At 49.8% G+C, this 23,029-nt stretch carries 26 protein-coding genes and 1 tRNA gene; 15 read left to right on the forward strand and 12 right to left on the reverse strand.

The window, feature by feature from the left end; genetic code table 11:
* Nucleotides 1–163: 163 nt before the first annotated feature.
* From VHE34_RS00695 to VHE34_RS00720, 6 genes are all read right to left on the reverse strand, one after another.
* Entirely contained in the window at nucleotides 164–1,579 is a 1,416-nt protein-coding gene (locus VHE34_RS00695) for a tyrosine-type recombinase/integrase (RefSeq protein ID WP_325583518.1), read from the reverse strand.
* Between the two features lie 270 nt (nucleotides 1,580–1,849).
* Entirely contained in the window at nucleotides 1,850–2,650 is an 801-nt protein-coding gene (locus VHE34_RS00700; protein WP_325583520.1) for a DUF4249 domain-containing protein, read from the reverse strand.
* Nucleotides 2,651–2,655: 5 nt separating this feature from the next.
* Nucleotides 2,656–5,292, reverse strand: a complete 2,637-nt coding sequence (locus VHE34_RS00705) for a TonB-dependent receptor (RefSeq protein WP_325583524.1) — start codon at nucleotides 5,290–5,292, stop codon at nucleotides 2,656–2,658.
* 9 nt (nucleotides 5,293–5,301) lie between these two features.
* Nucleotides 5,302–6,354 (reverse strand): FecR family protein, encoded by a 1,053-nt coding sequence (locus VHE34_RS00710; protein WP_325583526.1) that lies wholly within the window; start codon nucleotides 6,352–6,354, stop codon nucleotides 5,302–5,304.
* 68 nt (nucleotides 6,355–6,422) lie between these two features.
* The gene (locus tag VHE34_RS00715) at nucleotides 6,423–7,004 is read right to left on the reverse strand and encodes a sigma-70 family RNA polymerase sigma factor (RefSeq protein ID WP_325583528.1); all 582 of its coding nucleotides are present in this window, start codon (nucleotides 7,002–7,004) and stop codon (nucleotides 6,423–6,425) included.
* Nucleotides 7,005–7,058: 54 nt separating this feature from the next.
* Nucleotides 7,059–7,856, reverse strand: coding sequence for an AraC family transcriptional regulator (locus VHE34_RS00720; protein ID WP_325583530.1), 798 nt, complete (start codon nucleotides 7,854–7,856; stop codon nucleotides 7,059–7,061).
* 125 nt (nucleotides 7,857–7,981) lie between these two features.
* Here VHE34_RS00720 and VHE34_RS00725 point away from each other — a divergent pair, with 125 nt between their 5' ends.
* Nucleotides 7,982–8,830, forward strand: coding sequence for a phosphatase PAP2 family protein (locus VHE34_RS00725; RefSeq protein WP_325583532.1), 849 nt, complete (start codon nucleotides 7,982–7,984; stop codon nucleotides 8,828–8,830).
* A 42-nt stretch (nucleotides 8,831–8,872) separates the two neighbouring features.
* Nucleotides 8,873–11,251: an ABC transporter permease gene (locus tag VHE34_RS00730; protein WP_325583534.1), complete on the forward strand. Its 2,379-nt coding sequence runs from the start codon at nucleotides 8,873–8,875 to the stop codon at nucleotides 11,249–11,251.
* 47 nt (nucleotides 11,252–11,298) lie between these two features.
* On the opposite strand, the gene VHE34_RS00735 is transcribed toward VHE34_RS00730, so the two are convergent.
* The gene (locus VHE34_RS00735) at nucleotides 11,299–11,511 is read right to left on the reverse strand and encodes a TrmO family methyltransferase domain-containing protein (protein WP_325583536.1); all 213 of its coding nucleotides are present in this window, start codon (nucleotides 11,509–11,511) and stop codon (nucleotides 11,299–11,301) included.
* On the reverse strand, nucleotides 11,469–11,717 hold the full coding sequence (locus tag VHE34_RS00740) for a hypothetical protein (protein ID WP_325583537.1): 249 nt from the start codon (nucleotides 11,715–11,717) through the stop codon (nucleotides 11,469–11,471). The genes VHE34_RS00735 and VHE34_RS00740 overlap by 43 nt, the downstream gene beginning before the upstream one ends.
* 33 nt (nucleotides 11,718–11,750) lie before the next feature.
* Here VHE34_RS00740 and VHE34_RS00745 point away from each other — a divergent pair, with 33 nt between their 5' ends.
* The 9 genes from VHE34_RS00745 to VHE34_RS00785 all read left to right on the forward strand — a co-directional run bounded on the left by VHE34_RS00745 (nucleotide 11,751) and on the right by VHE34_RS00785 (nucleotide 17,279).
* Entirely contained in the window at nucleotides 11,751–11,927 is a 177-nt protein-coding gene (locus VHE34_RS00745) for a hypothetical protein (RefSeq protein WP_325583539.1), read from the forward strand.
* A 119-nt stretch (nucleotides 11,928–12,046) separates the two neighbouring features.
* A tRNA-Lys gene (locus VHE34_RS00750) sits at nucleotides 12,047–12,119 on the forward strand.
* Nucleotides 12,120–12,400: 281 nt separating this feature from the next.
* Nucleotides 12,401–13,237 carry a hypothetical protein gene (locus VHE34_RS00755; RefSeq protein WP_325583541.1) on the forward strand — a complete coding sequence of 279 codons (837 nt, stop codon included), beginning with the start codon at nucleotides 12,401–12,403 and terminating at the stop codon, nucleotides 13,235–13,237.
* Between the two features lie 98 nt (nucleotides 13,238–13,335).
* Nucleotides 13,336–13,680, forward strand: coding sequence for a helix-turn-helix domain-containing protein (locus tag VHE34_RS00760; RefSeq protein ID WP_325583542.1), 345 nt, complete (start codon nucleotides 13,336–13,338; stop codon nucleotides 13,678–13,680).
* A 62-nt stretch (nucleotides 13,681–13,742) separates the two neighbouring features.
* Nucleotides 13,743–14,678: a toprim domain-containing protein gene (locus tag VHE34_RS00765; RefSeq protein ID WP_325583543.1), complete on the forward strand. Its 936-nt coding sequence runs from the start codon at nucleotides 13,743–13,745 to the stop codon at nucleotides 14,676–14,678.
* Between the two features lie 40 nt (nucleotides 14,679–14,718).
* Nucleotides 14,719–15,126, forward strand: a complete 408-nt coding sequence (locus VHE34_RS00770; protein ID WP_325583545.1) for a hypothetical protein — start codon at nucleotides 14,719–14,721, stop codon at nucleotides 15,124–15,126.
* 195 nt (nucleotides 15,127–15,321) lie between these two features.
* Complete coding sequence (locus tag VHE34_RS00775; protein WP_325583547.1) at nucleotides 15,322–15,699, forward strand: plasmid mobilization protein; 378 nt, start codon at nucleotides 15,322–15,324, stop codon at nucleotides 15,697–15,699.
* Nucleotides 15,696–16,730: a relaxase/mobilization nuclease domain-containing protein gene (locus tag VHE34_RS00780; protein ID WP_325583549.1), complete on the forward strand. Its 1,035-nt coding sequence runs from the start codon at nucleotides 15,696–15,698 to the stop codon at nucleotides 16,728–16,730. The genes VHE34_RS00775 and VHE34_RS00780 overlap by 4 nt, the downstream gene beginning before the upstream one ends.
* An 18-nt stretch (nucleotides 16,731–16,748) precedes the next feature.
* Nucleotides 16,749–17,279, forward strand: a complete 531-nt coding sequence (locus VHE34_RS00785; protein WP_325583551.1) for a hypothetical protein — start codon at nucleotides 16,749–16,751, stop codon at nucleotides 17,277–17,279.
* 412 nt (nucleotides 17,280–17,691) lie between these two features.
* Here VHE34_RS00785 and VHE34_RS00790 read toward each other — a convergent pair whose 3' ends face one another.
* The 4 genes from VHE34_RS00790 to VHE34_RS00805 are packed head-to-tail and all read right to left on the reverse strand — an operon-like array spanning nucleotide 17,692 to nucleotide 19,710.
* Complete coding sequence (locus VHE34_RS00790) at nucleotides 17,692–18,261, reverse strand: hypothetical protein (protein ID WP_325583553.1); 570 nt, start codon at nucleotides 18,259–18,261, stop codon at nucleotides 17,692–17,694.
* A gap of 11 nt (nucleotides 18,262–18,272) precedes the next feature.
* Nucleotides 18,273–18,587, reverse strand: a complete 315-nt coding sequence (locus VHE34_RS00795) for a hypothetical protein (RefSeq protein ID WP_325583555.1) — start codon at nucleotides 18,585–18,587, stop codon at nucleotides 18,273–18,275.
* A gap of 12 nt (nucleotides 18,588–18,599) precedes the next feature.
* Nucleotides 18,600–19,235, reverse strand: a complete 636-nt coding sequence (locus VHE34_RS00800) for a hypothetical protein (protein ID WP_325583557.1) — start codon at nucleotides 19,233–19,235, stop codon at nucleotides 18,600–18,602.
* Nucleotides 19,236–19,263: 28 nt separating this feature from the next.
* Nucleotides 19,264–19,710, reverse strand: a complete 447-nt coding sequence (locus VHE34_RS00805) for a hypothetical protein (protein ID WP_325583559.1) — start codon at nucleotides 19,708–19,710, stop codon at nucleotides 19,264–19,266.
* A 357-nt stretch (nucleotides 19,711–20,067) separates the two neighbouring features.
* Between VHE34_RS00805 and VHE34_RS00810 the strand changes: the two genes are divergently transcribed.
* The 4 genes from VHE34_RS00810 to VHE34_RS00825 all read left to right on the forward strand — a co-directional run bounded on the left by VHE34_RS00810 (nucleotide 20,068) and on the right by VHE34_RS00825 (nucleotide 22,975).
* Entirely contained in the window at nucleotides 20,068–20,349 is a 282-nt protein-coding gene (locus VHE34_RS00810; protein ID WP_325583561.1) for a helix-turn-helix transcriptional regulator, read from the forward strand.
* A 67-nt stretch (nucleotides 20,350–20,416) separates the two neighbouring features.
* Complete coding sequence (locus VHE34_RS00815; protein ID WP_325583563.1) at nucleotides 20,417–21,787, forward strand: DUF3696 domain-containing protein; 1,371 nt, start codon at nucleotides 20,417–20,419, stop codon at nucleotides 21,785–21,787.
* Entirely contained in the window at nucleotides 21,780–22,298 is a 519-nt protein-coding gene (locus tag VHE34_RS00820) for a hypothetical protein (RefSeq protein ID WP_325583565.1), read from the forward strand. Before VHE34_RS00815 ends, VHE34_RS00820 begins: the two co-directional genes overlap by 8 nt.
* The gene (locus VHE34_RS00825; protein ID WP_325583567.1) at nucleotides 22,295–22,975 is read left to right on the forward strand and encodes an RNA ligase family protein; all 681 of its coding nucleotides are present in this window, start codon (nucleotides 22,295–22,297) and stop codon (nucleotides 22,973–22,975) included. The genes VHE34_RS00820 and VHE34_RS00825 overlap by 4 nt, the downstream gene beginning before the upstream one ends.
* Nucleotides 22,976–23,029: the final 54 nt, after the last annotated feature.

The following is a 23,029-nucleotide window of genomic DNA, read 5'->3' on the forward strand; positions in this document are numbered from 1 at the left end:
AAAAATATTTATCAAATCATCAAGTAATATTTCTAAATACGAATATAACTTTCGTAAGGAACTAAAACATGACAACTTTAACTAGAGGCTGTTTTGGACAAAACTACCTTCCTCGAAATGCTGATTAGGCATCTGTGCTGGGTAACGTTGAAACTCCCAATCTTCACTCCGCTGCATTTTGATGCATGGATTTCCGAAAAGGCAACAACTGTTCCGCGATCCCCTTCTTAGTATCGTCTTCAAAATCGTCCAGATAATCCTGAGTTGTCGTTGCCCGCTCGTGCCCGATCAGTTCCCGGATGAACTCGGTACTTTTTCCGGCCCTCTTCAATTGCGTCGCGAACGCGTGCCTGGCGTCATTGGATTTTGGAACAAAATCAAGTCCCAACTCCTTCGCGATTCCCCTCATGTGCTCGTTGATGAGATGAGTCACCAGCTGCACCTTGTGGCGGATCGCATAGCCGTCCATGCCAGGCTCCAGAAAAGGAAAAATATAATTGTCTGGAGACCGATCCGGATTTCCCCACTCTTCAATAACCTTTATAATTAAATCATCACAAAAGAAAGTGATCTCCTGCGGGCAGTCCTTTGTTGTATTAGCCGTTTTAGCACGGATAAACCGGCAAAACTGCCCGCTGATCTGACCGAACTTCAGCAGGCAAAGGTCCTTTACATTCATCCCATTCGCGACATATAAAAAAAACCAGAGGTCCCTGCACATCTTCCGCATCTTGTCATCCGTTTGGTACTCGAAAAGGGCCCTTATCTGGGACATATTCAAGGTTTTCTTCCGTTTTCGTCCGGCAGGGATCACATAAAGGTCTCGCCCGAAAGGATACAGGTCGCGGTCGATGATCCTTTTGGCGATCACCATATTAAAGATCCTTCGCAAACAGCGAAGGTAGATGCCGATGGTGCTTACAGATCGGCCCGCGGCTCGCATATCCTTTTCATATTTACAGAGCCAGATATCGGTCACATCTGCAAACCGAAGCTGTGGTTTATAGGCCAGCAGGTTCATCAGGCTGCACATATAGATCCCGACAGTACCTGCCTGCTCCTTGGCTTCCAATTTCGCGATATACTGGCCGTAGAATACTGCCACCTCCCCAAGCTCCGGAAAATCGATAGTCGACTTTTCGCGTGGGTACTTCCGTTTTCCAAACTGATTGACAAAGTTCCGCTGCGCCGTCCTCTTTATGGGCAGGGCCACCTTTTTGCCATCCGCTGCGCCATTTTCCCCCAGCCCCGGCGCTGTCTGAGGCTTCCGCCGTCGCCGCCCAGGTTGGAATGCTGTAAATTGGTCCGAAAAGGCCGCAAAAGAAAATTTGTTAAGATTTTTGATGATCGTCTTGGCTCGCAGCTCCTCCTTTTCCAGTTTTTCTTTGATCTCCCTTAGCTTTTCTCCCAGCCTCGGCGACCCCAACTTAGCGAAATCGTCCGGGGTCATTTCAATACCCGTATCAAAGGCTCTCGGGACTCTTTCAAACGTCACCCGGATACAGGCCGGATAACACTTCGTTTTCTTGTTCATCCTGTTCTTCCGTTTGTCCAGGATGATCGCTGTAGTAACTGACATACCTCACTAAATTTTTAGGTGCTTTTTGTGCCTAACAATTTGCCTAACACGCGACTGCTAAACAGCATTTCATCTGCAAAAGTGAAGTTATGTCATTCCGCCGAAACCCGCAACAGTCGTTGGTTTCAAACAAAACGACGCAAAATAAAGAAAAACAAAAAAAAGCCCAAACCATCCTTACAAGCAGAGGGTCGGCGGTTCGAACCCGTCAACTCCCACAAAAAAAGCCTTCAATCGTGAAGGCTTTTTTCTTTTGATCTAACCCAGAACCTATTCCTTCCCCACCATCAGCCCCTTCGTCCTCACCCCCTGCGCACTAAAATACCCCAAACACCCTCCCGCAATATTCCCCGTCGGATTTGCCGGCGACGCACTCTGCCCCGATCCATCCGCATTCTGCTGCAACGCAAACCAATACTGGTAAACCGCCGAATCGATATTGATCATGTCGATCCGCACCGAATCACCCGTCTTGATGTCCCTGTTCGGATCATTCGTATCGTTATTGAAATCCAACTGCGCCCTGATCGTCAGCCCATCCGTAAATTCATCATTGCCAAAAAAGTTCGTCTTCTCCTTCCGCCCGTTGACATACTGCACCCAGCGATAATAGTTGGGAATACCCGCAGGATCGGTATAAACAACAGTTACATATTTTTTATCAGTTAGCACCCCAGTGCGAACATAGATACTATCTATCCCAACCACCGGATTAGGCATCGTTGAAGACGCCGTATAAGTATGTCCATCCAACACGACATTCAGGCTATAAGTGTTACCCGGCACCCCCGTCAACATACCATTCGCATACACCCCCGGGCTCGACTCGGAAAGCGCATAGCTAGCCCCTCCACAGGAAATCGTCACCGCAGCCCCGCTGACCCCCGCAAAAGTATTGTTCCCACTGAAATCCTTGGTCTGGCTGATACTGACGCTCGATCCACCCGGCTGATCCGTAACCACCCCTTCGATAACATATTGAGTCGCGCCTGGGTCCAGGTGAACCGAGATCACCTTCTGGCAGCCGCAGAAAAGACAGAGAGATAGTATTAGTAAAGCACTATAACGCATACAACCTAAAATTTAAAATTATAAGAAATAGAAGGCACAAAACTGAACAACGAAGTCTGCACCGCCTCCGTAATATTAGGATCCGCCTTCCCCTGCCTGAAATCTATCTGATACGCATTCTTCCGGCCATAGGCATTGTACACCCCAAACACCAACTCGCTGGAAAACCTCCGCGTCTTCTTCAGCTGCTTCGTGAAGCTGAAGTCCAGCCGGTGATAATTGGGCATCCGGTAGGCATTCCGATTGGTATAGTAGAAGTAGACATCTCCGCCGACCCGGTATTTCCCATTGGGAAACGTGACGGCATCGCCGGTATAAAATACCCAGTCTGCCGAAAAGGACCACTTTTTGTTGATCTCATAGATTCCCACTATAGCAATATCATGGGTCCGGTCCTGTCGCGCGTTGTACCAGCGGTCGTTGTTGATCCCGTTGATCTGCCGCTCGGTCTTGGACAGGGTATAGCTGACCCACCCCGTGAGCCGGCCGATCTTCTTCCTCAACAGCCATTCGATCCCATACGCCCGGCCCCGGCCAAAGAGCAGTTCGGATTCAATGGGTTTGTTGGTGAAGATATTGGCGCCATTCCGATAGTCTATCTGATTTTGCATGGTTTTATAGTAAGTTTCCACCGTCAGCTCATATTTGTTCTCCGCCAAATTCTTATAATAGCCAAGGGCCCACTGGTCGGATATCTCGGGCTTGATCACATTGGTATTCGCAACCCATTTATCCGTCGGCGAATTGGTGGTGCTGTTGGAAATAAGGTGGAGGTTCTGAGTATTGCGGACATAAGACGCCTTAAGAGACGTGGTAGGATTCAGCTGGTAGCTGACCGCGATCCGCGGCTCCGGATTGACATAGGTCTTGACCACCTGGCCGGAACGGTAATGCAGCGTATCGATGACCTGCCCATTCGCATTGAATTCATAGTAATCGCCCTTTCCAAGAACGGAGAACGCCGAAACCCGCAGGCCGTAAGTAAGGCTGAACCGGTCACTTGCCTTCCACGTGTCGGTAGCATAGACAGAACTTTCCAGCGAATACCGGCGCTGAAGCGCGATGGAGTTGACCCCGGCATCAGCACCGTTAGCAGTGATCTCGCCCGGCCGGATCGTGTGAAATATAGCGTCGAGGCCGACGCTCACGGTATTTTTCGAACTGACATACCACTGCAATGCCTCTTTCAGGTTCCAGTCCCGTATCTGGGAAAAAATATCGAAATTATTTCCATCCTGGTTGATATGGATCTTATAGTCATAATTGCTGTAGATAAGGGAGGTATTGGAAAAAAGGCGCGTATTGAACAGGTGGTTCCACCGGAGGGTAGCCGTGGTGTTGCCCCAGTTGATGCCGACCGTATTGCCCTGGGCAAGCACGTCTCTGCCAAAATAACCCGAAAGATACAGCCGGTCCTTGTCCCCGAAGCTATAATTGGCTTTTGCATTCAGGTCATAGAAATAGAGCCGGCTCTTGTTGACATTGGAGTCGGAGGAAAGCTTTAAAAAAACATCGGCATACGTCCGCCGCCCGGAGACCAGGAACGATGATTTGTCCGGCTGGATAGGCCCCTCAGCCGTCAGCCGCGAGGAGATGAGTCCGATGCCGCCATTGACGCCATAGGTCTTATTGTTCCCGTCATTCATCTTCACATCCACAACGGATGACAGCCTTCCGCCATACTGAGCCGGCATCCCGCCTTTGTAGACATCGATATTTTTGATGGCGTCGGAATTAAAGGTGGAGAAGAAGCCCAACAGGTGGGAAGGGTTATAGACGACGGCCTCGTCCAATAGGATCAGGTTCTGATCCGCGGCCCCTCCCCGGACATAAAAGCCGCTATTGCCATCGCCCGCAGACTTGATGCCCGGTAACAGCTGGATGGTCTTGAGAATATCCTTTTCCCCAAAAATCACCGGGATCTTGTTGGCCTCCCGGATGTTGAGTTTTTCAAGCCCCATCTGGGGACTTTGCAGGCTCCGGCCGCTCGAAGAGGCGGTAACGGTCACCTGCTGAAGGTCCTTCACCTCTTCCTCCATTTTGATATTCTGCACCAGATCGCTCGTCAGCGTGAATTCCAGCTCACGGGTCTTGAATCTCACAGCGCTGACCGTCATCCGGTACGACCGGCCGGAAGGAAGCGTCAGGGAATAGAATCCATATTCATTGGTCACGGTGCCGGCGGAGGGTTCCCCGATACGAATCGTCGCGCCCAGAACGGTCTCTCCCGTCCCGGCGGACCGGACAGTACCGCTGACGGCAAATTTCACCGCCGCCTTGAATTTCACCGGCATCGCGTCGTTGTCACCGCCTTCAATGTTGGATGTCGCTTTCTTCAGGATGATATTTACCCCCACCTGCTTGTACTGCAGATGCCGCCCCTTGAAAAGAGTCGGCAGGACATCCGCGACCGGCTGATCCTTCACGGTAAGCGTGATGTCCCGCAGGGGTTCAACATCTTCCGCCCGCGCAAGGAATTTAAAAGGAGTCTTCGATTCGATCGCCCGGAGGGCTTCTGTCATGGAAGCGTGATTCAATCGAAGGGATATCTTTACATCCTCCAATCGCTGGGTATAGCCTCTCGTGGACGTTAGCATTGCCGCCAGGCTAAGTAGCCCGGTAATAAAAAAAGATACGCGCATAGTGTTTTGTTAATTGCAGCCGTTCCCGGAAATAGTGACGGTATGTCGGGCAACATCATCCTGGAAATTCAAATCGGTTGTCTCCTTCAGTGTTGCCAGTAGTTGCTGCAGGGAGATCGTATTCTCGAAATTTAGATAATATCTGCAACGGCCGATCGCCGGATTGGCAAAGACAAATCGAATATTATACCATCTGCCCAAACTGGCAGCAATCTCCTCCATCGTCTGCGCGCTATATTGAAGTCTCCCCTGCCGCCACCCCAGCACCTGGCTGGTATCGATCGTCACCGTGGTCGCATTCCCCGTCCGGGTATCGACCCGCAACTGCCGGGCGGCGGTAAGCACATCCAGAACACGGGCACTATCCCCCACCCTCACCTTGCCGCTGATCACGGAAACGGAAGCCTGCTTCTCCCCTGGAAAGGATTTAATGTCGAAGCGGGTACCCAACACCGTTGTCGTCAAAGCCCCCGCATGTACAACAAAAGAATGCGCGGGGTCTTCGGCCACATCAAAATACCCCTCCCCTTCCAGAAAAACTTCCCGGGAAGCATCATGCCCTTTGCCCAGGTCCGGGGAATACCGGATCGTGCTGGCCGCATTCAGCCACACTTCGCTGCTGTCGGGAAGCCGGGTAGCCCGGATCTTACCGGTTGGATTCCTCACCTCGACCCAGGCAGGCCTCCCGGTAAGACCCTGATTTTGGTGGACTATCCAAATAGTGGAAAATAAAATGAGCAGGCAGGCAGCCACCTGCCAGGCGCGCAGCCGGAAGACGCGTCCCCGGGGCAGCGCCATGGGTTTCGTAGGTACCACAGGCGCGACAGGCACAGCGGGCGTCGCCGCCGCCAGGGATATCTCCGGCGCCTCCCGGATCTGCGCCTGCAATCGCAGCAGCATCCGCCGCTGCAAATGATCCTCCTCTTCAAGCGCTTCCGCCGGCCACTCCACCGCGCCTATCTCCGCAGAGCGGTACCAATCCAGCAACTCCTGCAGTTCCTCAGGGCTGATGGTTCCGAAAGCATATTTATCGATGAGCTCATCCAGTCGCTCAGGGTTCATAGATCGATCGTTTGACCAAATAGTACCCTTACAGACGCCGTACCCCTAAACCAGGTCGAAATTTTTTTTCAGGAAAGAAAAGAATGCAGGAAAATGCTCATTTTCCGGAGGGAGTCGCGGATGGCCTTCAGCGCTTTTGTCATATGATACTCAACGGATTTGGGCGACAGATCCATTTTCCCGGCGATCTCCCTGATCGAAAGCGCTTCTTCCCGGCTGTAGACAAATACCAATCGGGCCTTTTCCGGCAGTTGCTCTACGACGCCCCGGAGCCATTCATCCATGAACAGGGCATCCAAATGCAGTTCGGTGTCATTGTGTGCCGCCGTTTCAACATCGGCCGGCAACCGCCCGTTGAGCGCCTCGTTCCGTCTTTTGTTCCGTGCCATGACCTTGAACACCGCAAATTTAACGGCGGTACCGAGATAGGCGGGAAGGGAATCGATAACTACACTGGCGCGCCGCATCCAAAGTCCCATAAGGACATCGTTGACGACCTCTTCGGCGGCCTCTTTCGACCGGGTATAATAATAGCCGGTGGCGACCAGCCGTTCCCAGTACCGGTTGTAAATCTCCGTAAAGGCAGCTTCCTGGCCATCCTTGATCAGAAGAAGTAGATCGGTGTCGCTCGAGTTGGAATAGGTCGCCATTTGACTAGTGTCCCGCAAAAATAGTAAATCCGGCCACATGGCTTCCTGCCATTCTCACTTCACCTTCTCACACACAATAAAGTCATTAGCCAGGTTTTCCTTCAGGAATTGCGATGGGCTCACCCCAAACACCTGCACCATCATTTTATGGAAATGACTGCTGTCGGTGAACCCGGCTTCCATCGCCGCATCGCTGACCGTATCTCCCGCCATGATGCGGTTGGTGGCAAATCTTATCTTGTTCCAAAGGATATAACGATACAACGGGATGCCGGTGGTATTTCGGAACAAAGACCGCAACCGGCTCTCGGAAAGACAGACCTCTGCCGCCAGCGACCGCATGTTTACCTCGGTGGGCGGCATGGCGGAAATCCGTTGCTCGACCCGCAGCACCCGTTCATCGGGCTTCACAACTCCGGTGTTCCGGATCAGATAGGTCAATACCCGGCGTATCAGGCTCTCCACCAATGCCGCGTCCCCCTGCAACAGAGCCCGCTGCAGTTGATCGGGATGGGCGAAATGGAAAATATTTACTTCGGGTGCGTAGATATTCCCCGTACCGAGGATATCCTGAAGGGCCTCTGCTGTCCCCGTTTCTGCTTTAACGTAGATCATCAGCTGCACACTATTATTGGTATCCAGTTGATGAACCACCTTCTCCCGGATAAGAAGACTCCGATACGTGCTCCAGCCGCTGTCTCTGGTCCGGAACCGGAAACATTGCTGCGTATCCAGGATCAGCTGCAGCGCGGTATGCCGGTGGAAAGGAGTAAGACAGGAAGAATAGAACACGGCCGACACGCCCTCCCAGGTGAAAAAAGAGGATGTATACGGGCTCTTGGTGTGTCGCATCCAATCGGTTTTGGGAAAAGTTAGTCAATATTTACAACTTTCGGCTACCGCGCGTAAAGTCAGTCATATCTTACAGGTTTTGTTTGAAGGGCCGGGATAATTTTAGCAACAAAATTACCAGGCATATGAAACACCTTTCCTTCGTCCTCGCCCTCACCGGTTGCAGCCTCTTTTCCAACGGCCAGATGACCGGTCCATCCGCTTTTTCCCGGGCACTCACACCTGCCCGCGGTCATTATAAAACACTCGCTGCCCTGAGTCCAAAGCCGGGGTTTTCCAGCAGAGACCTTGACAGCGTGCAGTGGCCACTCGACAAAAAATTTGAAAAAGAAGTTCTCAGCGACAAACCGGCGTACCTGCTCAACCAAAACCTGGATGATTTCCAGTTGCCGGCGCCACCGGCCAACAGCTCGGAACAGACCCATGCGGAATTAAACTACCTGCTCGAGCTCCAAAAAACGCGCACGCCGGAAGATATCCGGTCTAGTCTCTATATGTCAAATGTGTTTGAGACGCCGAGCGATGCTGGACGTTCGATTGGTTGCTGGGCCGCTCCCCAACACCTGCCGCTTTTGGACTCGCTTTTTTCCCATATCATTCACGACGCGGATTTCTTTCTGTGGCTGATAAAGTTCAAATGGTGTCGCCCCCGCCCCTATATGCTTGACTCGCGTATCCGGGACCTCGAACCCTCCAGGGCGGCCTCCTACCCCAGCGGTCATGTCGTATATGCATATATCCATGCCTATATCTACCAGGAGCTGGCGCCGGACTTCACCGATGTCTTTATCGCTAAAGCCGATGCCATGGCGCATGCCCGCCAGATCATCGGCGTCCACTATCCCAGCGACTGTGAGGTTTCCCGGATCTTTGCCCGGCAGTTCGTGACCAAACTCTTCCAAAATGACCAATTCCTGCGCGAATTCGCAGCGGTGAAAAAGGAATGGGTATCCCATTCCGGCCGGGCCTTGTAACCTTTTCCGGATTCCGCAGTATTCCGGTAAATAACCGGTCTTATGATAAGGAATTTCCTCAAAATCGCACTGCGCAACCTGGCAAAGCATCGCCTGCACTCCTTCCTGAACATCGCCGGTCTCTCGGCCGGCCTTGCCGTGACCCTACTCATCGTCCTCTGGCTCAACGATGAGCTCTCTTTTGACAAATATCATCGCCACTATGAGCGCATTGCCCAGGTCATGCAGAACCAGATCCTGAACGATGAGGTTTACTCGGGAACCAATATCCCCATTCCCCTGGGCGAAGAGCTCAGGACAACCTATGGCAACAATTTCAAAAGAGTGGTGATGTCGGCATTCACCGGAAGACATATCCTGGCATTCGGCAACAATAAATTTACGCGCACCGGAAACTACATGGAAAGAGAAGCGCCTTCCCTCTTCTCCCTGAAGATGCTGGGCGGCTCCGGGAACGGCCTGAAAGACCCCTACGCTATCCTCCTCTCCCATTCCCTGGCCACCGCCCTCTTTGGCCCGGTCGATCCCCTCAATAAAGTCATCCGCTTTGACGACACCGCCAGCCTCAAGGTCACCGGCGTCTACGAAGACCTTCCCCTGAACACCACCCTGAATGATCTCCAATTCATCGTTCCTTGGGAACTCCAGGGGAACCACCTAGCCAAAAACATTCACAACTGGGGCAACAACGGCTGGCAGATCTATGTGCAGCTCGCCGATAATGTCGATATGAACAAGGCCTCGGCGAGTATAAAGAATGCAAAATATGACAAAGCCGGCAACGGCGATCAGCGATTCAAGCCCGTTATCTTCCTCCAACCCATGAGCAAATGGCATTTGTATTCGGAGTTTAAGAATGGCGTGAACATCGGCGGCCGGATACAATACTGCTGGCTCATCGGTATCATCGGCGGCATCGTGCTCCTCCTGGCCTGTATAAATTTCATGAACCTCGCCACGGCAAAAAGCGAAAAAAGAGCAAAAGAGGTCGGGATCCGTAAGGCGATCGGCTCACAACGAAAGCAGCTGATCGTCCAGTTCTTCAGCGAATCACTGCTGATGGCCGCCATGAGCTTCATTCTTTCTTTGGCGCTCGTCCTCCTGCTTCTCCCTCTCTTCAATGACATCGCAGATAAGAAGCTGACCCTGCCCATAACAAGACCCTTGTTCTGGGCCCTGGGATTCGGCTTCACAATGGTTGCCGGGCTCATCGCAGGCAGCTATCCCGCACTCTACCTTTCATCTTTCCGGCCGGTCGCCGTATTAAAAGGCGTCTACAAAGCAGGGCGCTTTGCCGCCGTCCCGCGCAAGGTCCTCGTCGTGCTGCAGTTCACGGCTTCGATCGCCCTGATCATCGGCACGATCGTCGTCTTCCGCCAGATCCAATTCGCAAAATCCCGGCCCGTGGGCTATGCGCGGGAAAGGCTCATCACTGTCGAATCTTCCACCGCCGATATCTATAATCACTTCGATGCCTTCCGCAACGATCTCCTGAAGACCGGCGCCGTAGCGGCTGTGGCCTGGTCCTCCACTGTTCCGACCCAGGCCTGGCAATCCCAGGGTAATTTCGATTGGTCGGGCCGGGACAAATCCGGTACGCAAGACTTTGGCACGATCGGCATTTCCCTCGACTACGGCAAGACCATCGGCTGGCAATTCGTAAAGGGAAGGGACTACCGCACGGGACCGGAGGGAGCCGACCATCTCGGGTTTGTAGTTAACGAATCGGCTGTTAAGCTCCTTGGCTTCAAAGAGCCGCTCGGCCAGATCATCCACTGGTATGGTTACGATTTTACGATCATCGGGGTCGTAAAAGATATGGTGATGAATTCGCCTTTCACACCGGCGAAGCCGACCATCTTCTACCTGGCGCCCTGGCGGCAAAGCATCCTGAATATCAAGCTTCAGCCACAATCCGCCATGCACGATGCCTTGAAGAGCATCGAACAGGTCTATACCCACTATAATCCCGGTCAGCCCTTCGAATACAAATTCGTCGATGAAGAATATGCTCGAAAATTTGCGCTGGAAGAGCGGATAGGAAAACTCGCCGGCTTCTTTGCCCTCCTCGCGATCTTCATCTCCTGCCTCGGCATCTTCGGTATGGCCTCCTTTATCGCCGAGCAGCGCATAAAAGAGGTCGGCATCCGCAAGGTCCTCGGCGCCTCGGTCCTCAGCCTGTGGCGACTGCTGTCAGCCGATTTCGTGCGCCTGGTCGCGATCGCCATCGCCATCGCCGCGCCCCTCGCGTTCTATTTCATGCACCGGTGGCTCCAGGGCTATGACTACCGCACCACCCTTCCGTGGTGGATATTTGCCCTCGCCGGCGCCGGCGCCCTGCTTATCACGCTGCTCACGGTCAGCTTCCAGGCCGTGCAAGCCGCCCTCCGCAACCCGGTCACTACGCTGCGCAGTGAGTGACGGCCGGCGCACCTTCGCCCACCAAGCACTCCAACTCCGGCGCCCCCCTATCCATCCGCAGATTCCTCCAGCACCGGCTTGATGTCCACCACCGGCGTCCCATCCAACGCCTCGATCGGCCCGATCTTCAGCCGCGCAGCAGCAATCTCCACCACCCTCACCCGATGCAGCCCCAGCGGATTCGGCCGGTCCGGCGACCGCGTGGCAAAAACACCTGTCAGCGGATTGCGCCGGTCGCCCCGCGGATGCACTTCCAGCACGTCCCGCTTCGAGGATGGAACCAGGTGATCACGATCAACTCGTCCCCCACCCTCACGCCGCGCAACGCCGGCACAAACCCCTCTTTCAATTCCAACCACGCATCCGGCGCACCCTCAAACCCCTGCCGAGGCGCATCCTCACGGGTTCGCAACGAGGATTGAATAACCCCGATCGGGTCCAGCTGATAGTTGACAGGTTCAGACATATTAATTATCTTGATTGTATTAAACTTAAAGTTATGAAAAGACTTCTCCTTCTGACCGCTTCCGCCTTTCTTCTCTCGCTGACCGTCTACAGTTTCAGCCACGTCGAAGCCACCTGCACCGGCGCAAAGAACTGCCGTGCCTGCAAGAACTGCAACTACTGCAAACACTGCGCAAAACAAGGCGGCTCCTGTGGGGTCTGCAAAAGATAGCCGCGTGTCTAAACATCCGACAGCCGCAAACGCCCTCCCCCCAAAAAAATTTCCCCGAATTTGCTCTTGATTTTCTCTTTTTCCATAACTTTGCAGCCCGATCTCAAACAAGATCAAATGTCTCTGTAGCTCAGTTGGTAGAGCAGCTGACTCTTAATCAGCGGGTCCACGGTTCGAGCCCGTGCGGGGACACTGAAAATGAAGCACTTACGAAGGATTCTTTGTGAGTGCTTTTTTATTTGATACATAATTTGATACATTTTTTTAAAAGCGGTTGTGTGGAAAACTTTTGTGAATCCTGAGTCCGCCTTTCCGATTCTTTGGGCTTTTTCTTAAATTCATGGGCATAGCATTCAACCTTGTCTGTGGCCCGTCAATCAAAAATAAGTTTCTCCGCAAAGTTCCTTTCCCTCCGTCATTACCTTGATGAAGTTTCGGTAGAAGGACAGTTCACCGATCCCACTCAGCGCAAGTTGGGCAACTATGACGAATACGTCAGCCAGGTTATCCGCGCTGGAAATTGCGTCACCCTACTCAGGGAATCCTACCCAATCACCGTTCAATCTTTTTGGAACATTAACCACTTCGAGAAATTCGCGCAGTCTGTTTTCTGGACTTTCAATAAGAGCTTTCTTCTTAAACTACTCGACCGGGCAGGCGCTCAAAAACCCATTGAGCTGCATCGTTGCCGGGAACTATTGGAACAATACCCCGTTGCCTACCCCGAACCTATGCCTGAAGATGCGGACGATGAGTTGAAGGTTTGCTATCTGAAGAATTCCAACTTGAAAAAGAGTCCGAAGTTTCGGACCATGTACTCCCTCGATGTCGAGAACCGGAAAAGCATTTTGGAGGCGGTTAACAAACGAATTGCCGCTCTGTTCCCGCCCTCGTCAGCGCCTGATCCGGTCATTCCCTCCCCGGTTGAACCAGAGTCCACCATTCCCATATCCTTCCTAAGCATGGTCCGTCCAATGAATGGAACCCCGGAGGAAACTCTGCGCTTTATCGCTGAACAGGTCGATAAGGCCGGAATTCGCTTCGCTTTGTTCAGTCCCGCCGAGCGGATTTATAAGAACAAAAACCCCTATGGACTTAATGGGGCTATGGCGGCCACAATCCGGTATTTTTTCGAGCGCGGGTACTTTAATAAGGAGTACAGCTTCGCCGAAGTCTTCAAATCTTACCTTGTCTACTCCGGCAACAAGGTCGGCAAACTCCCCTCTTTTCTGGAAAATTACCAGGAAGACGGCCATTTCCAGAAATATTTTGACAAACTGAAGGATTTGAAAATTAGCAAGCTCCAGTAACAAATCAGGAAACTCGCTTACTCGCGCCTGATCGGCCTGATTATCGGCAAATTTCCTCGGTAATTGCAGTCAGTTGACAACCACAAAAAGTTACTGATATGCAAACGAACAATCCTTTTGACCTGATCCTTTCCAAGCTGGATCAATTGCAAACCGCCGTCAACGGACTGGCGGAAAACACGCAAAAACCCTCCTCCCCCGCCCTCTCTTCACCCGAAAGGCTCCTCGACTTGGGAGAGGCGGCACAGATTGTCCGGCGCCCGGTCGGAACAGTCCGCTACTATATCCACCATCGGGGCCTCCCCGCTACTAAGATTGGCAAGGGCTACCTGGTCAAATTTGGCGAACTCCTGGCCTGGGTGGAAGAATTCAACAAGGCGGGTGAAAAGGCCGATCCACTCGATCGGATGCGGGAAAACAGGAAACGATATAAAAAGCCATAACGCCGGAAATTCAATCAACCCCCATCTCACCATTTTCTTTTCACCCGCATAATTATCCCAATATGGAATCCCATACGTTGTGCTGTCAGGATGCCAAACGGATCGATCTGGTAGATTACCTGGCTCAGTTGGGCCATCATCCTCGACACATCCGCCGGGATGACCACTGGTATCTATCTCCTTTCCGGGAAGAAAAAACACCCTCCTTTAAGGTTAATAAGCGCTTAAACCTCTGGTTTGACCATGGAACGGGTAAAGGTGGCGATCTGATCGAATTCGGCACCCTTTATCACCATTGCACCATCCCGGAGTTGCTGGAACGGCTAACCCTAAATGCGGCCAGTTCTTTCATTTCATTTCAGCAGCCCCTACCCTCCGAGTTGCAGGCTGCGGGTGAAAGGAAAGATTCTCCGGCGGGTAGGATCGAGATCGTCGATACCCGCACCCTGGTTGCTCAATCCCTGCTAGACTATCTCACAAAAAGAAACATTCCGCCGGATATTGCCCAAAAATCCTGTCAGGAGGTACATTTCTCTCTTTATGGCAAAAAGCAAATAGCTATCGGCTTTCCCAACCGGTCCGGCGGGTATGAGCTAAGGAGCGAGCAGTTCAAGGGCAGCAGTTCGCCCAAAGACATTTCCTTTTTCGACAACCGGACAAATGAGATCGCCGTCTTCGAAGGCTTTTTCAACTACCTGTCCTTTCAAACCATCAACCGGGACAAGCAGCCGCCCTTAACCAGTTGCCTCGTTCTTAACTCCCTGGCCTTTCTGGAACGGAGCCGCCCGTTGATGGAACAATTCAACCGTATTCACCTGGCTCTCGACCGGGATGATGCCGGCAGGACTTTTACCCGGAAGGCCCTGGCTTGGAATCCGGATAAATACATTGACCGAAGCGAATTTTACCAGGGTCACAAAGATCTAAATGACTGGCTCATCCATCAGCGAATGCGCCCCAAGTTAAACCGGGATCGAAGGATGGGCAGATCTCTTTAAACGAACAGACTTATTTTTTCACTTTATAAATATTACTACAATGGCTGACTTGAAAAGAAGAACCCTGCAACTTAACAGTGGAAAACAAATCAAACTGTATGGTAACAGCGTTGCTATCGGCAAAACGCTGGAAATCGGCGAGGGTTATGCTCCGAACATTTTATCTCTGATCGAAGAACAACCCGAGGACAAAACTTCCAGTGGCGTATCTAATCCTCATAAGTTAACCGTTGACGACCTCATGGAACTGGCCGACTTTAATATCCAATTGTGGATGGATCTGAAAGCAGGGCTTCGTCGCTGTGGCAAGGTTGATCAGCGGATTTTCGGCCAGGAATTGCCGAAGAATCCTGCTGCCCCTCCAGAAAAGCCGGAGACTGGACGTAGACGCAAGAACACCGGAAACGAAAGTTCTAGCGGACAGGATGGATCTATTTCCGGGCAATGATCCATCGGCAGGAAAAGCCCTTGGCATCGATTTCCCTACCACAATTCGGACGCTATCCGGTGGCAGGTCTCTGTGGAGTTCGGGTAGCCAGCTATGTTTCGGTATAACCGAAACGCTGGCTCCCCTCACGCTCCGCGTTCGGGAAGACGGTTTTCCTCATGCTATCGCATTCGGAAAACCGCGAAAAACATTTTTGTGGAAGAGAGAAAAGACGATAGAAAGAAAGGTGGCCGGCCCAAAAAGGCCGTGAAGATGGACCAGCTCCTGGGTGTCAAGTGTACGCTCATCGAGCGAAAAGCCATTGAAGCCAGGGCGAGGTCGGTCGGTCTTTCCGTTTCGGAATTCCTGCGGAAAATGGGGCTTACCGGCAAGATCGACAGGAATGAAAGGGTTCTTCCAAAAGAAGTTTTGCAGTATCGAGGCACCCTGAACCATGCGGCCGCGAACATAAACCAGATCGCGCACAAGCGCAACCGGGGGGACGAACTGAACGCCCTCGAACGCGCCGAACTTTTCAATGACGTGAAAACGGTTGTGCAAGCATCGAAAGCAATAATCGACTATTTAAAATGATCGGGAAAGTATTTACCGGGAAATCGGCTTACCACTGTCTCAGCTATTGTCTGGAAGACAAATGGGAACTATCTGAAGAACAGAAGGCGAAGCTATCATTAGAGGACGGATTGGCGCACAAAGGCCGGGCGGAGGTACTGGAATACAACTATTGCTTTGGCGATAAGCATGAACTTTCCGAGCAATTCAAGGAGGTGCGCCGGCTCAATAAGAACGTAGAAAAGCCCGTCTTCCACCTGTCCATGCGCCTGGCTAACGGGGATAAATTGACCAATGAACAGTGGCGAGAAGTTGCCCGGGAAGCGGCCAAAGAATTCCAGTTCGACCAGAACCAATATGTAGTTATCCTGCACAAAGACACCCAGCAGCCCCATATCCATATTGTTGCCAACCGGATCGGCTACCAGGGCAAAACGGCCAACGATTCTAACAGCTATCTGCGAATGGCACAGCTTTGTCGCAGGATGGAACAGAAATACGATTTGCAAGAAGTGCAGAGTCCCCGCCGTTTCCTTTCCCCGAAAGAGCGCCAGGCTCCCCGGCAGGACCAGCGTAAGGAGCGGTTGAAAGAAAAAATTGTGGGGGCTCTCAATGGGTCCAAGGATTTCCCGGAGTTCGAAAAACGGATCACCGCCGAAGGTTACCGGGTGGATAAGGGCAGGGGGATCGCTTTTGAGGACGACAAGAATGTTCGCATTAAAGGCAGCGAGGTCGGCTATTCCCTTTCCACCATTGAAAAAACCCTGGCTGAAAATCGTCGGTTGCAGTTCAAGGAAAACCTCGAGCAACAGCAAAAATTTAAGGAATCCATCCGGCAAGGACAGACCAAATCCAAGATTGGTACCGGCCAAGGGAAAGGATACGGACAGGGACAATCGGCATCCCCTAAGCCCGGTTCAGGGTCAGCCGGTGGCCTGGTGAAACTGGTAAACGATCTTTTGAAACCGGAATACATCGGTGGCGGCGGGGGATCCGATCCTTTCGAGGACGATGAAGAGCGACGCCGGAAAAGAAAAGGCATACGCAAGTAAACAACTAAACAGAAGAATATGGAAATTGAAGTTCTAAGAAACGCCCTCAACGAGAATCTGAAAGAGCAGCAAACTACCAATAAACAGATCGAGGAATTGGCCAGGGAAGTAAAGGATTCGAGCCAAAAGGTAGATGGCTTTGGTCAGAAATTGGAAAATCAAAAGATCGTGGCTCCAGCAGCAGACACCGGTCCTATGCAGGCTATTCTAACCGACTTCCTGGGGCGGATTACCAGGATCGTAGCCAATCAGCCCAAGACGGTTGTCCATCAGCGGCGCTTCTTGCTCTTCCCTGAGACCAATGCCGGCCAATATTACAAGATCGTGTTTGGCCGGTTGATCCCCTGGGGATTCGCATTCATTGCGACTGCCTTTGTCTTTACGCTAGGGCGTGAGTACCTACAAACCTCTTCCCAAATCGGCGAGCGGCGGTATTATTATGAGGTCTATCTGGACGCCTGGAATCGGCTGGATACGACTCTCGGACCCGGAGGTCGGAAGAAGATGACGGAGGCTTTGCAGCAGGCTGTCAATGACCATGGCAGGTAGCATGAAGCTTTGATGGGGTGTTAACCCGCCGACCTGCCACCTTCTGAATACGCTGCCGCAGCCGGGCAGCGGCGGAATTAATCCCGGCCGCGGGTCCGGCCTTGCCATTTCGCAGGCCTCCCTTGATTGGCCCAGCAGTTGGAACAAATTCGTCCTTTGGAGATATTTTCGGCTGGGGGAAAATCCGGGCTGGATATCAGGCAATCAAAGGAGTCCTACGAAATTTTGTTATTTTCTCCCTAATGGTTTATATTTATAGCAAATAGGATAAGGTTAATGGTTATGGAGCTGATTAGGGCGGCCCGGCAGAAAACCGGGCATTTTCATTGTCCAAAAAGTAAAATCCGGCGCTACTGCGCCGGACTGCTACCAATCTTCAGGCTCACCTGTGAGCTTAACCCTACCAGTTATTTTAATAATTGTTCATAACTATCCCATCGAAGCGCTCCTCTGCTAGGTCGGCCAATAGCGCTGCGTTCTCACCATCAAATAAGAGGGACGCCAAATAAGCTGAAGACTCTTCACCGGCAACAAATCGGTCAAATGACGCGGGATCGGTCGAATGTAGATAGAGAGATATCAGGATCGCCGTAGGGTCGAAATCTTTCTTACCTTCCATTTCTGGCCAATCAATCCGGAAGCCACCTGCACCGATCCATGCATCCGGAACTCTGATTCGGCAAAGTTCCACCAGCCCTTTAGGCTTCAGCTTCCGGGAAATGGTATTTTCGGCGTACAGAATGAGCGGCTCACCTGGGTACCTTTTCCAATAATAACAATTGCCAAGAATCGAAAGCAGTTCCCCGCTTATTAGTTTTTTAAATGTACGCTTTGGCTCTCCCTTTTTCGTGAAAATCCGGTCATACTTCACGTTACCCTCTTTCCTCTCCTGGATGAGTCGTTGAGACTCCAGATACGCTTCCTTATGTAGGATATCGGAGGATTCCGGTTCGTCATTTTTGGAAACTTCTTCGTTACGCATATAAATTTATTTTAGGTATTTTTTTCAGTAAGCCGCTCACAGATCCGCTGTAAATGGTCAAGCCTTCGGGCGATTTCCTCTAACTTCTCTGCTACTGTTGGGTTCGCCACCTCAGTGGCCAACTTGATTGCCTTCAGTTCGTCTCCAAAAGCCTGGTAGAAAAGGGTGAGAAAATACTGGGTGATCCGCTGCTGGCCATTTACATATTTGCTATAATTTCCTTTATCGATCCCCATCCTACCAGCGATTTGGGTATCTGAATAGTCCAGCAGGTTTCGATCGGATCGAAACTCCGCAATACGATCTTTATGTGCCTCCCTAATCATATCGACAAAATGTTATTCCGTTGGTCGTAAAATATCTATCTTCCTATCCTTCGGATTCGCTTGAACATATACCCATTGCGCTCCATTTTCCCCGCGAATCGTCGTCCGTTCCCGGTTGCCTTGCTCAAGCGAATTAGCCAGGGTTATCAAAGCAACTGGATCAATCTTTTTGTTGGAGAACTCCTTTTTCAGCTCAGCCTTAACATCATAATAGCGCCCTCCTCGATACAGATTGGTTGCATAGTTGCCGCTGAAGTAGGTGTGCTCGAAATCCAGTTGAGCCCAAGCGCGCAAAACGCCCCCCGCCTTCAGGGGGTGATCTTTTAGGACATACCTTCCCTGCAAGAGATTGTAGGCTTCTCGTAGCGTATAAAATGGGGCATTTTTGTTTATATAAAAAGATTGGCGCCGTTCACATGAGTCGTCGTCAATCCGACGAACAGAAGCATCAATTTTCCAGAGCGCATCAGGACGATCCCTATCCTGGCTCTGAATGAAGTAAAGGATAGCCGTAAATACTGACTTTGAATCGAACCACTGGTTGTACTGAAGTCGATATTCTCTCGACGCCAGTTCGGCGCGCCCGACGGGTTTGATCCGGATCAATCGACTCCGGTCTAGAACACCAATCTCTTCAAGGACTCCCATGGCAAGGACAAAAATTTAAACGATGATCTTATAGTTTGTCGACGGCATTTCCCCAGGCTTCCACGACCATTTTCACCACTCCAGCCACATCGCTCTGAATATCCATGACCCTTTTCTGTAGATCATTCAGATCTATTTCTCCATTTAGGGGAAGTTTCGATTCAAGGGCTTCTCCTTTGGGGGAAATCGCCGGTGACGCAGGTTTATCCTGTTGGCTCAGCAGAAATGCCGCCTCCAGGATCTTTTCAGCACCTTTTCGATAGCAAAGAAGCTTATCTCTATATTCGGCGTTGTCAAACGGCGGAAAATCGCTTGCCAGGCAAACATGATCCGCAAGCTTATGAATCTCACGAATTTCGCTCAAGGTATAGTCTTCAAAGAAAGCTTTGATCACTGAAATCGGATCTTTCAATTCCCCTTCGGAAAGAAGCAAGGGCAGATCGCAAATTTTGCTGTGTCGTTGGAGATGTGACATAAGGCGCTCGATTGAAACTGTTATTCGCTATTCAATCGGAGTACGCCAATAAAACATAAAGGGCGGGCCCCGTCTTACCGTTCTGAGGCACCGCGAAGAGCCATGAGCCGATAAGCTGATAGGGGCCCACCCTATATGTTTCCACATAGAATGGGCTTTTCACTATCATCTCGGCTCTATGAAAATTCGCGGTTTTCAGAACGAGATTTATAGCGACGTCCTTTTTATTCAAGGACCGCAAATATATTACTTCTCAAAGATAAGGCACTAGCATTAAAATGTCTATTATATTAGACATATTATTTTATACCTATTATAAAGGGTTAATTATAAAACATCTATTATGTTACTTGCAGAATGGCAAAAGGAAAGAAAAAGCAAGACCGCAAGAAAGCGACCCTCGGGCATTTCGATCATGGCGCTTTTTTGGATCACCTAAGCAAACGGATTAAGAAGATCCGAAAAGCAAAAGGATTCAAATCCTATGAGCTCTTCGCTTACGACATTGAAATATCTAGAGCAGGCATGTCAAAATACGAAGCCGGAACTTTTGACGACATCAGGCTTAGGACACTTCTTAAAATAATTGATGGCCTTGAGATGTCTCCAAAGGAATTCTTTTCAGAAGGCTTCGACTAAATAAATCTCTCCAAATTGAAGTATTTGCGATATTCGCATTTATTCTCTGGTCAAATATCACAATCGGATGCTAAAAGAATTGTCAATTCAGAACTTCAAAGCATGGGAAAGTACTGGACCGATAAGGTTGGCTCCTCTGACTATTTTCTGTGGTACTAATAGTTCGGGAAAGTCTTCGTTGGCGCAGTTTCTATTAATGTTAAAGCAAACCGTGGAATCTTCCGATCGGCAAAGAGTGCTCCACCTTGGGGATAAAGATACTATTGAAGATTTGGGAACCTTTAATGAGATCATTTTCCAGCATAACGAAAAACTGCCTCTTGGTTTCGAAGTTAAATTTGAATCTTCACCGGTCGAATTTACTGACGCCAAATCAGGGAAAAAGTATGGCCCTTATACCCAAATCAACTTTGGAGCCACTATTCTACAAAATCAGAGAAATCAGCGGATAACATTAGAAGAATTCCACTATAAACTTGTTAATGGCAACAGCACAACATTTTCGTTCAAGACCTCCGGCACAGGGTACCAGTTAGGTTCGTCAAATTACAATCTTGTCAAAAGACGAATGCGTCCCTGGGACTTACCAGCTCCCGAAAACTTCTATGGGTTTCCAGATGAGGTAATTGCTTATTATCAAAACACGGGTTTCCTGCCGGACCTAACTTTAGCAATCAAAAACCTATTTAAGAGCATCTATTATGTAGGCCCCCTAAGGAATAATCCTCAAAGACAATATATATTCTCGGGTGAAATTCCTCAAGATGTTGGAGTCAATGGAGACAAGACAATCAATGCCATACTTTCCGCTGCCGACAGAAAGATAGCTCCTCAGGCAAACAAACGTGCTGAAAAATTTGACGCCTTAGTTGCAAGATGGCTCAAACAAATGAATTTGATCGACAGTTTCCGTGTTGTGCCCATAGCTAAGGGGCGAAAGGAGTATGAAGTGAAAGTTAGAATCAAAAATGACTCATCGGAGGTATTGATTGCGGATGTCGGTTTCGGAATATCTCAAGTATTACCCGTATTAGTACAAAGCTTCTATGTTCCAAATAATTCTATTCTCTTGTTTGAACAACCGGAAATTCACTTACATCCATCTGTTCAAGCGCATTTGGGTGACATGTTTATCGAAGCGATCCACTCCCGGGAAAATAAGGAGTCTAAACATACACAAATTCTAGTGGAGTCCCACTCTGAGCATCTCATTAGAAGAATACAAAGAAGGATAGCTGAGGATATCTTACCGAAGGACGATGTTGCCATTTATTTTATATCTCAAAAAAATGGCAAATCTAACATTGAAGAACTCAAATTAGATCTCTTTGGAAACATTACCAATTGGCCGGACAACTTTTTTGGAAATGACCTAGAGGATCTTACAGCAATGACTAAGGCAGCTATAAACAGGAAAAAGAAGAAAATAAATGCCTGAATTCATTGTTGACACCAATGTGCCGATCGTCGCACAAGGCGATGAACATCCGATGGACCTTGACTGTGAACTAGCCTGTATTGAGTTTATTGAACAAGTCTTGTCAAATCAGCACACGATTGTTATCGATGATTGCTTTCATGTCATTCGAGAATATCAACGTAAGCTGAATAGCAAAGGGCAGCAAAAACTTGGTGACCGATTTCTATATTGGGTCTTAACAAACCAAGCCAACCCTTCTCGCGTCAAACAAATACCAATTACTCAAACAGATGCACTTGGCCATGAATTTGCGGAATATCCTGCATCCTTGCATAATATCAATATAGATCATTCTGACAAAAAGTTCATTGCAATCGCAAAAGCTAACGGTCAAAACTCGACTATTGTTCAAAGTTCGGATAGCAAATGGATTGGCTGGATACAAAATCTTTTTGATGAAGGCATTCTTATCAATTTCCTTTGCCAGGGTGAACTGGAAGAAAAGTTTAAAAAGAAATCAAAAAGGTGAGTACTTTTTTCAAATTTCCAACGACACCGCATCTTTTTGTTCTTCCCGGAGCCGAGATTAGGAATGATAAAATTCTTGACAACCGCGACAAAAGACGATTTCTAGACAATATATTGACAGCAGAAGAAAAAATCGACGGAACAAATCTAGGGATTTCATTTGACGACAATTGGAATCTCAAAATTCAAAATAGAGGATCTTATATCAGCCCCAAAGATCACCCGCAATTCGAGCCGCTTTCAGGTTGGATATATCAGCGTATGACGGCCTTTAAAGACATTATTGGCACTCGTTATATTTTATTTGGAGAATGGTGCGTCGCTAAGCACTCAATTCATTACACATCGCTTCCTGATTGGTTTCTTGGCTTTGATCTCTACGACAGAAACAAAAATTTTTTTGTCGATACCTCCACGAGAAACCATATAATGGCAGATCTTAATGTTTCTCACGTTCCACTTATCGGAAAGAAGAACTTCACGGAAAAAGAACTTTCCATGATTATCGAAGCATATCCATCAAATTACTCCTCAGAGCACTTAGAAGGAATTTACCTACGGATTGAATCTGGTAACCAATTGATTGGAAGAGCAAAAATTGTCAGACCAAATTTCTTACAGAATATTACTTTACACTGGAAAGGTCAACGACTAGTCAAAAATCAAATTATCAATTAGCTCTCATCTTGCTTGAAGGCCGCCTTCATAAAGCCGAGTTACTCCCGTCTAGTA

Source organism: Puia sp. (genome assembly GCF_035546395.1).
Taxonomy (GTDB): Bacteria; Bacteroidota; Bacteroidia; order Chitinophagales; family Chitinophagaceae; genus Puia.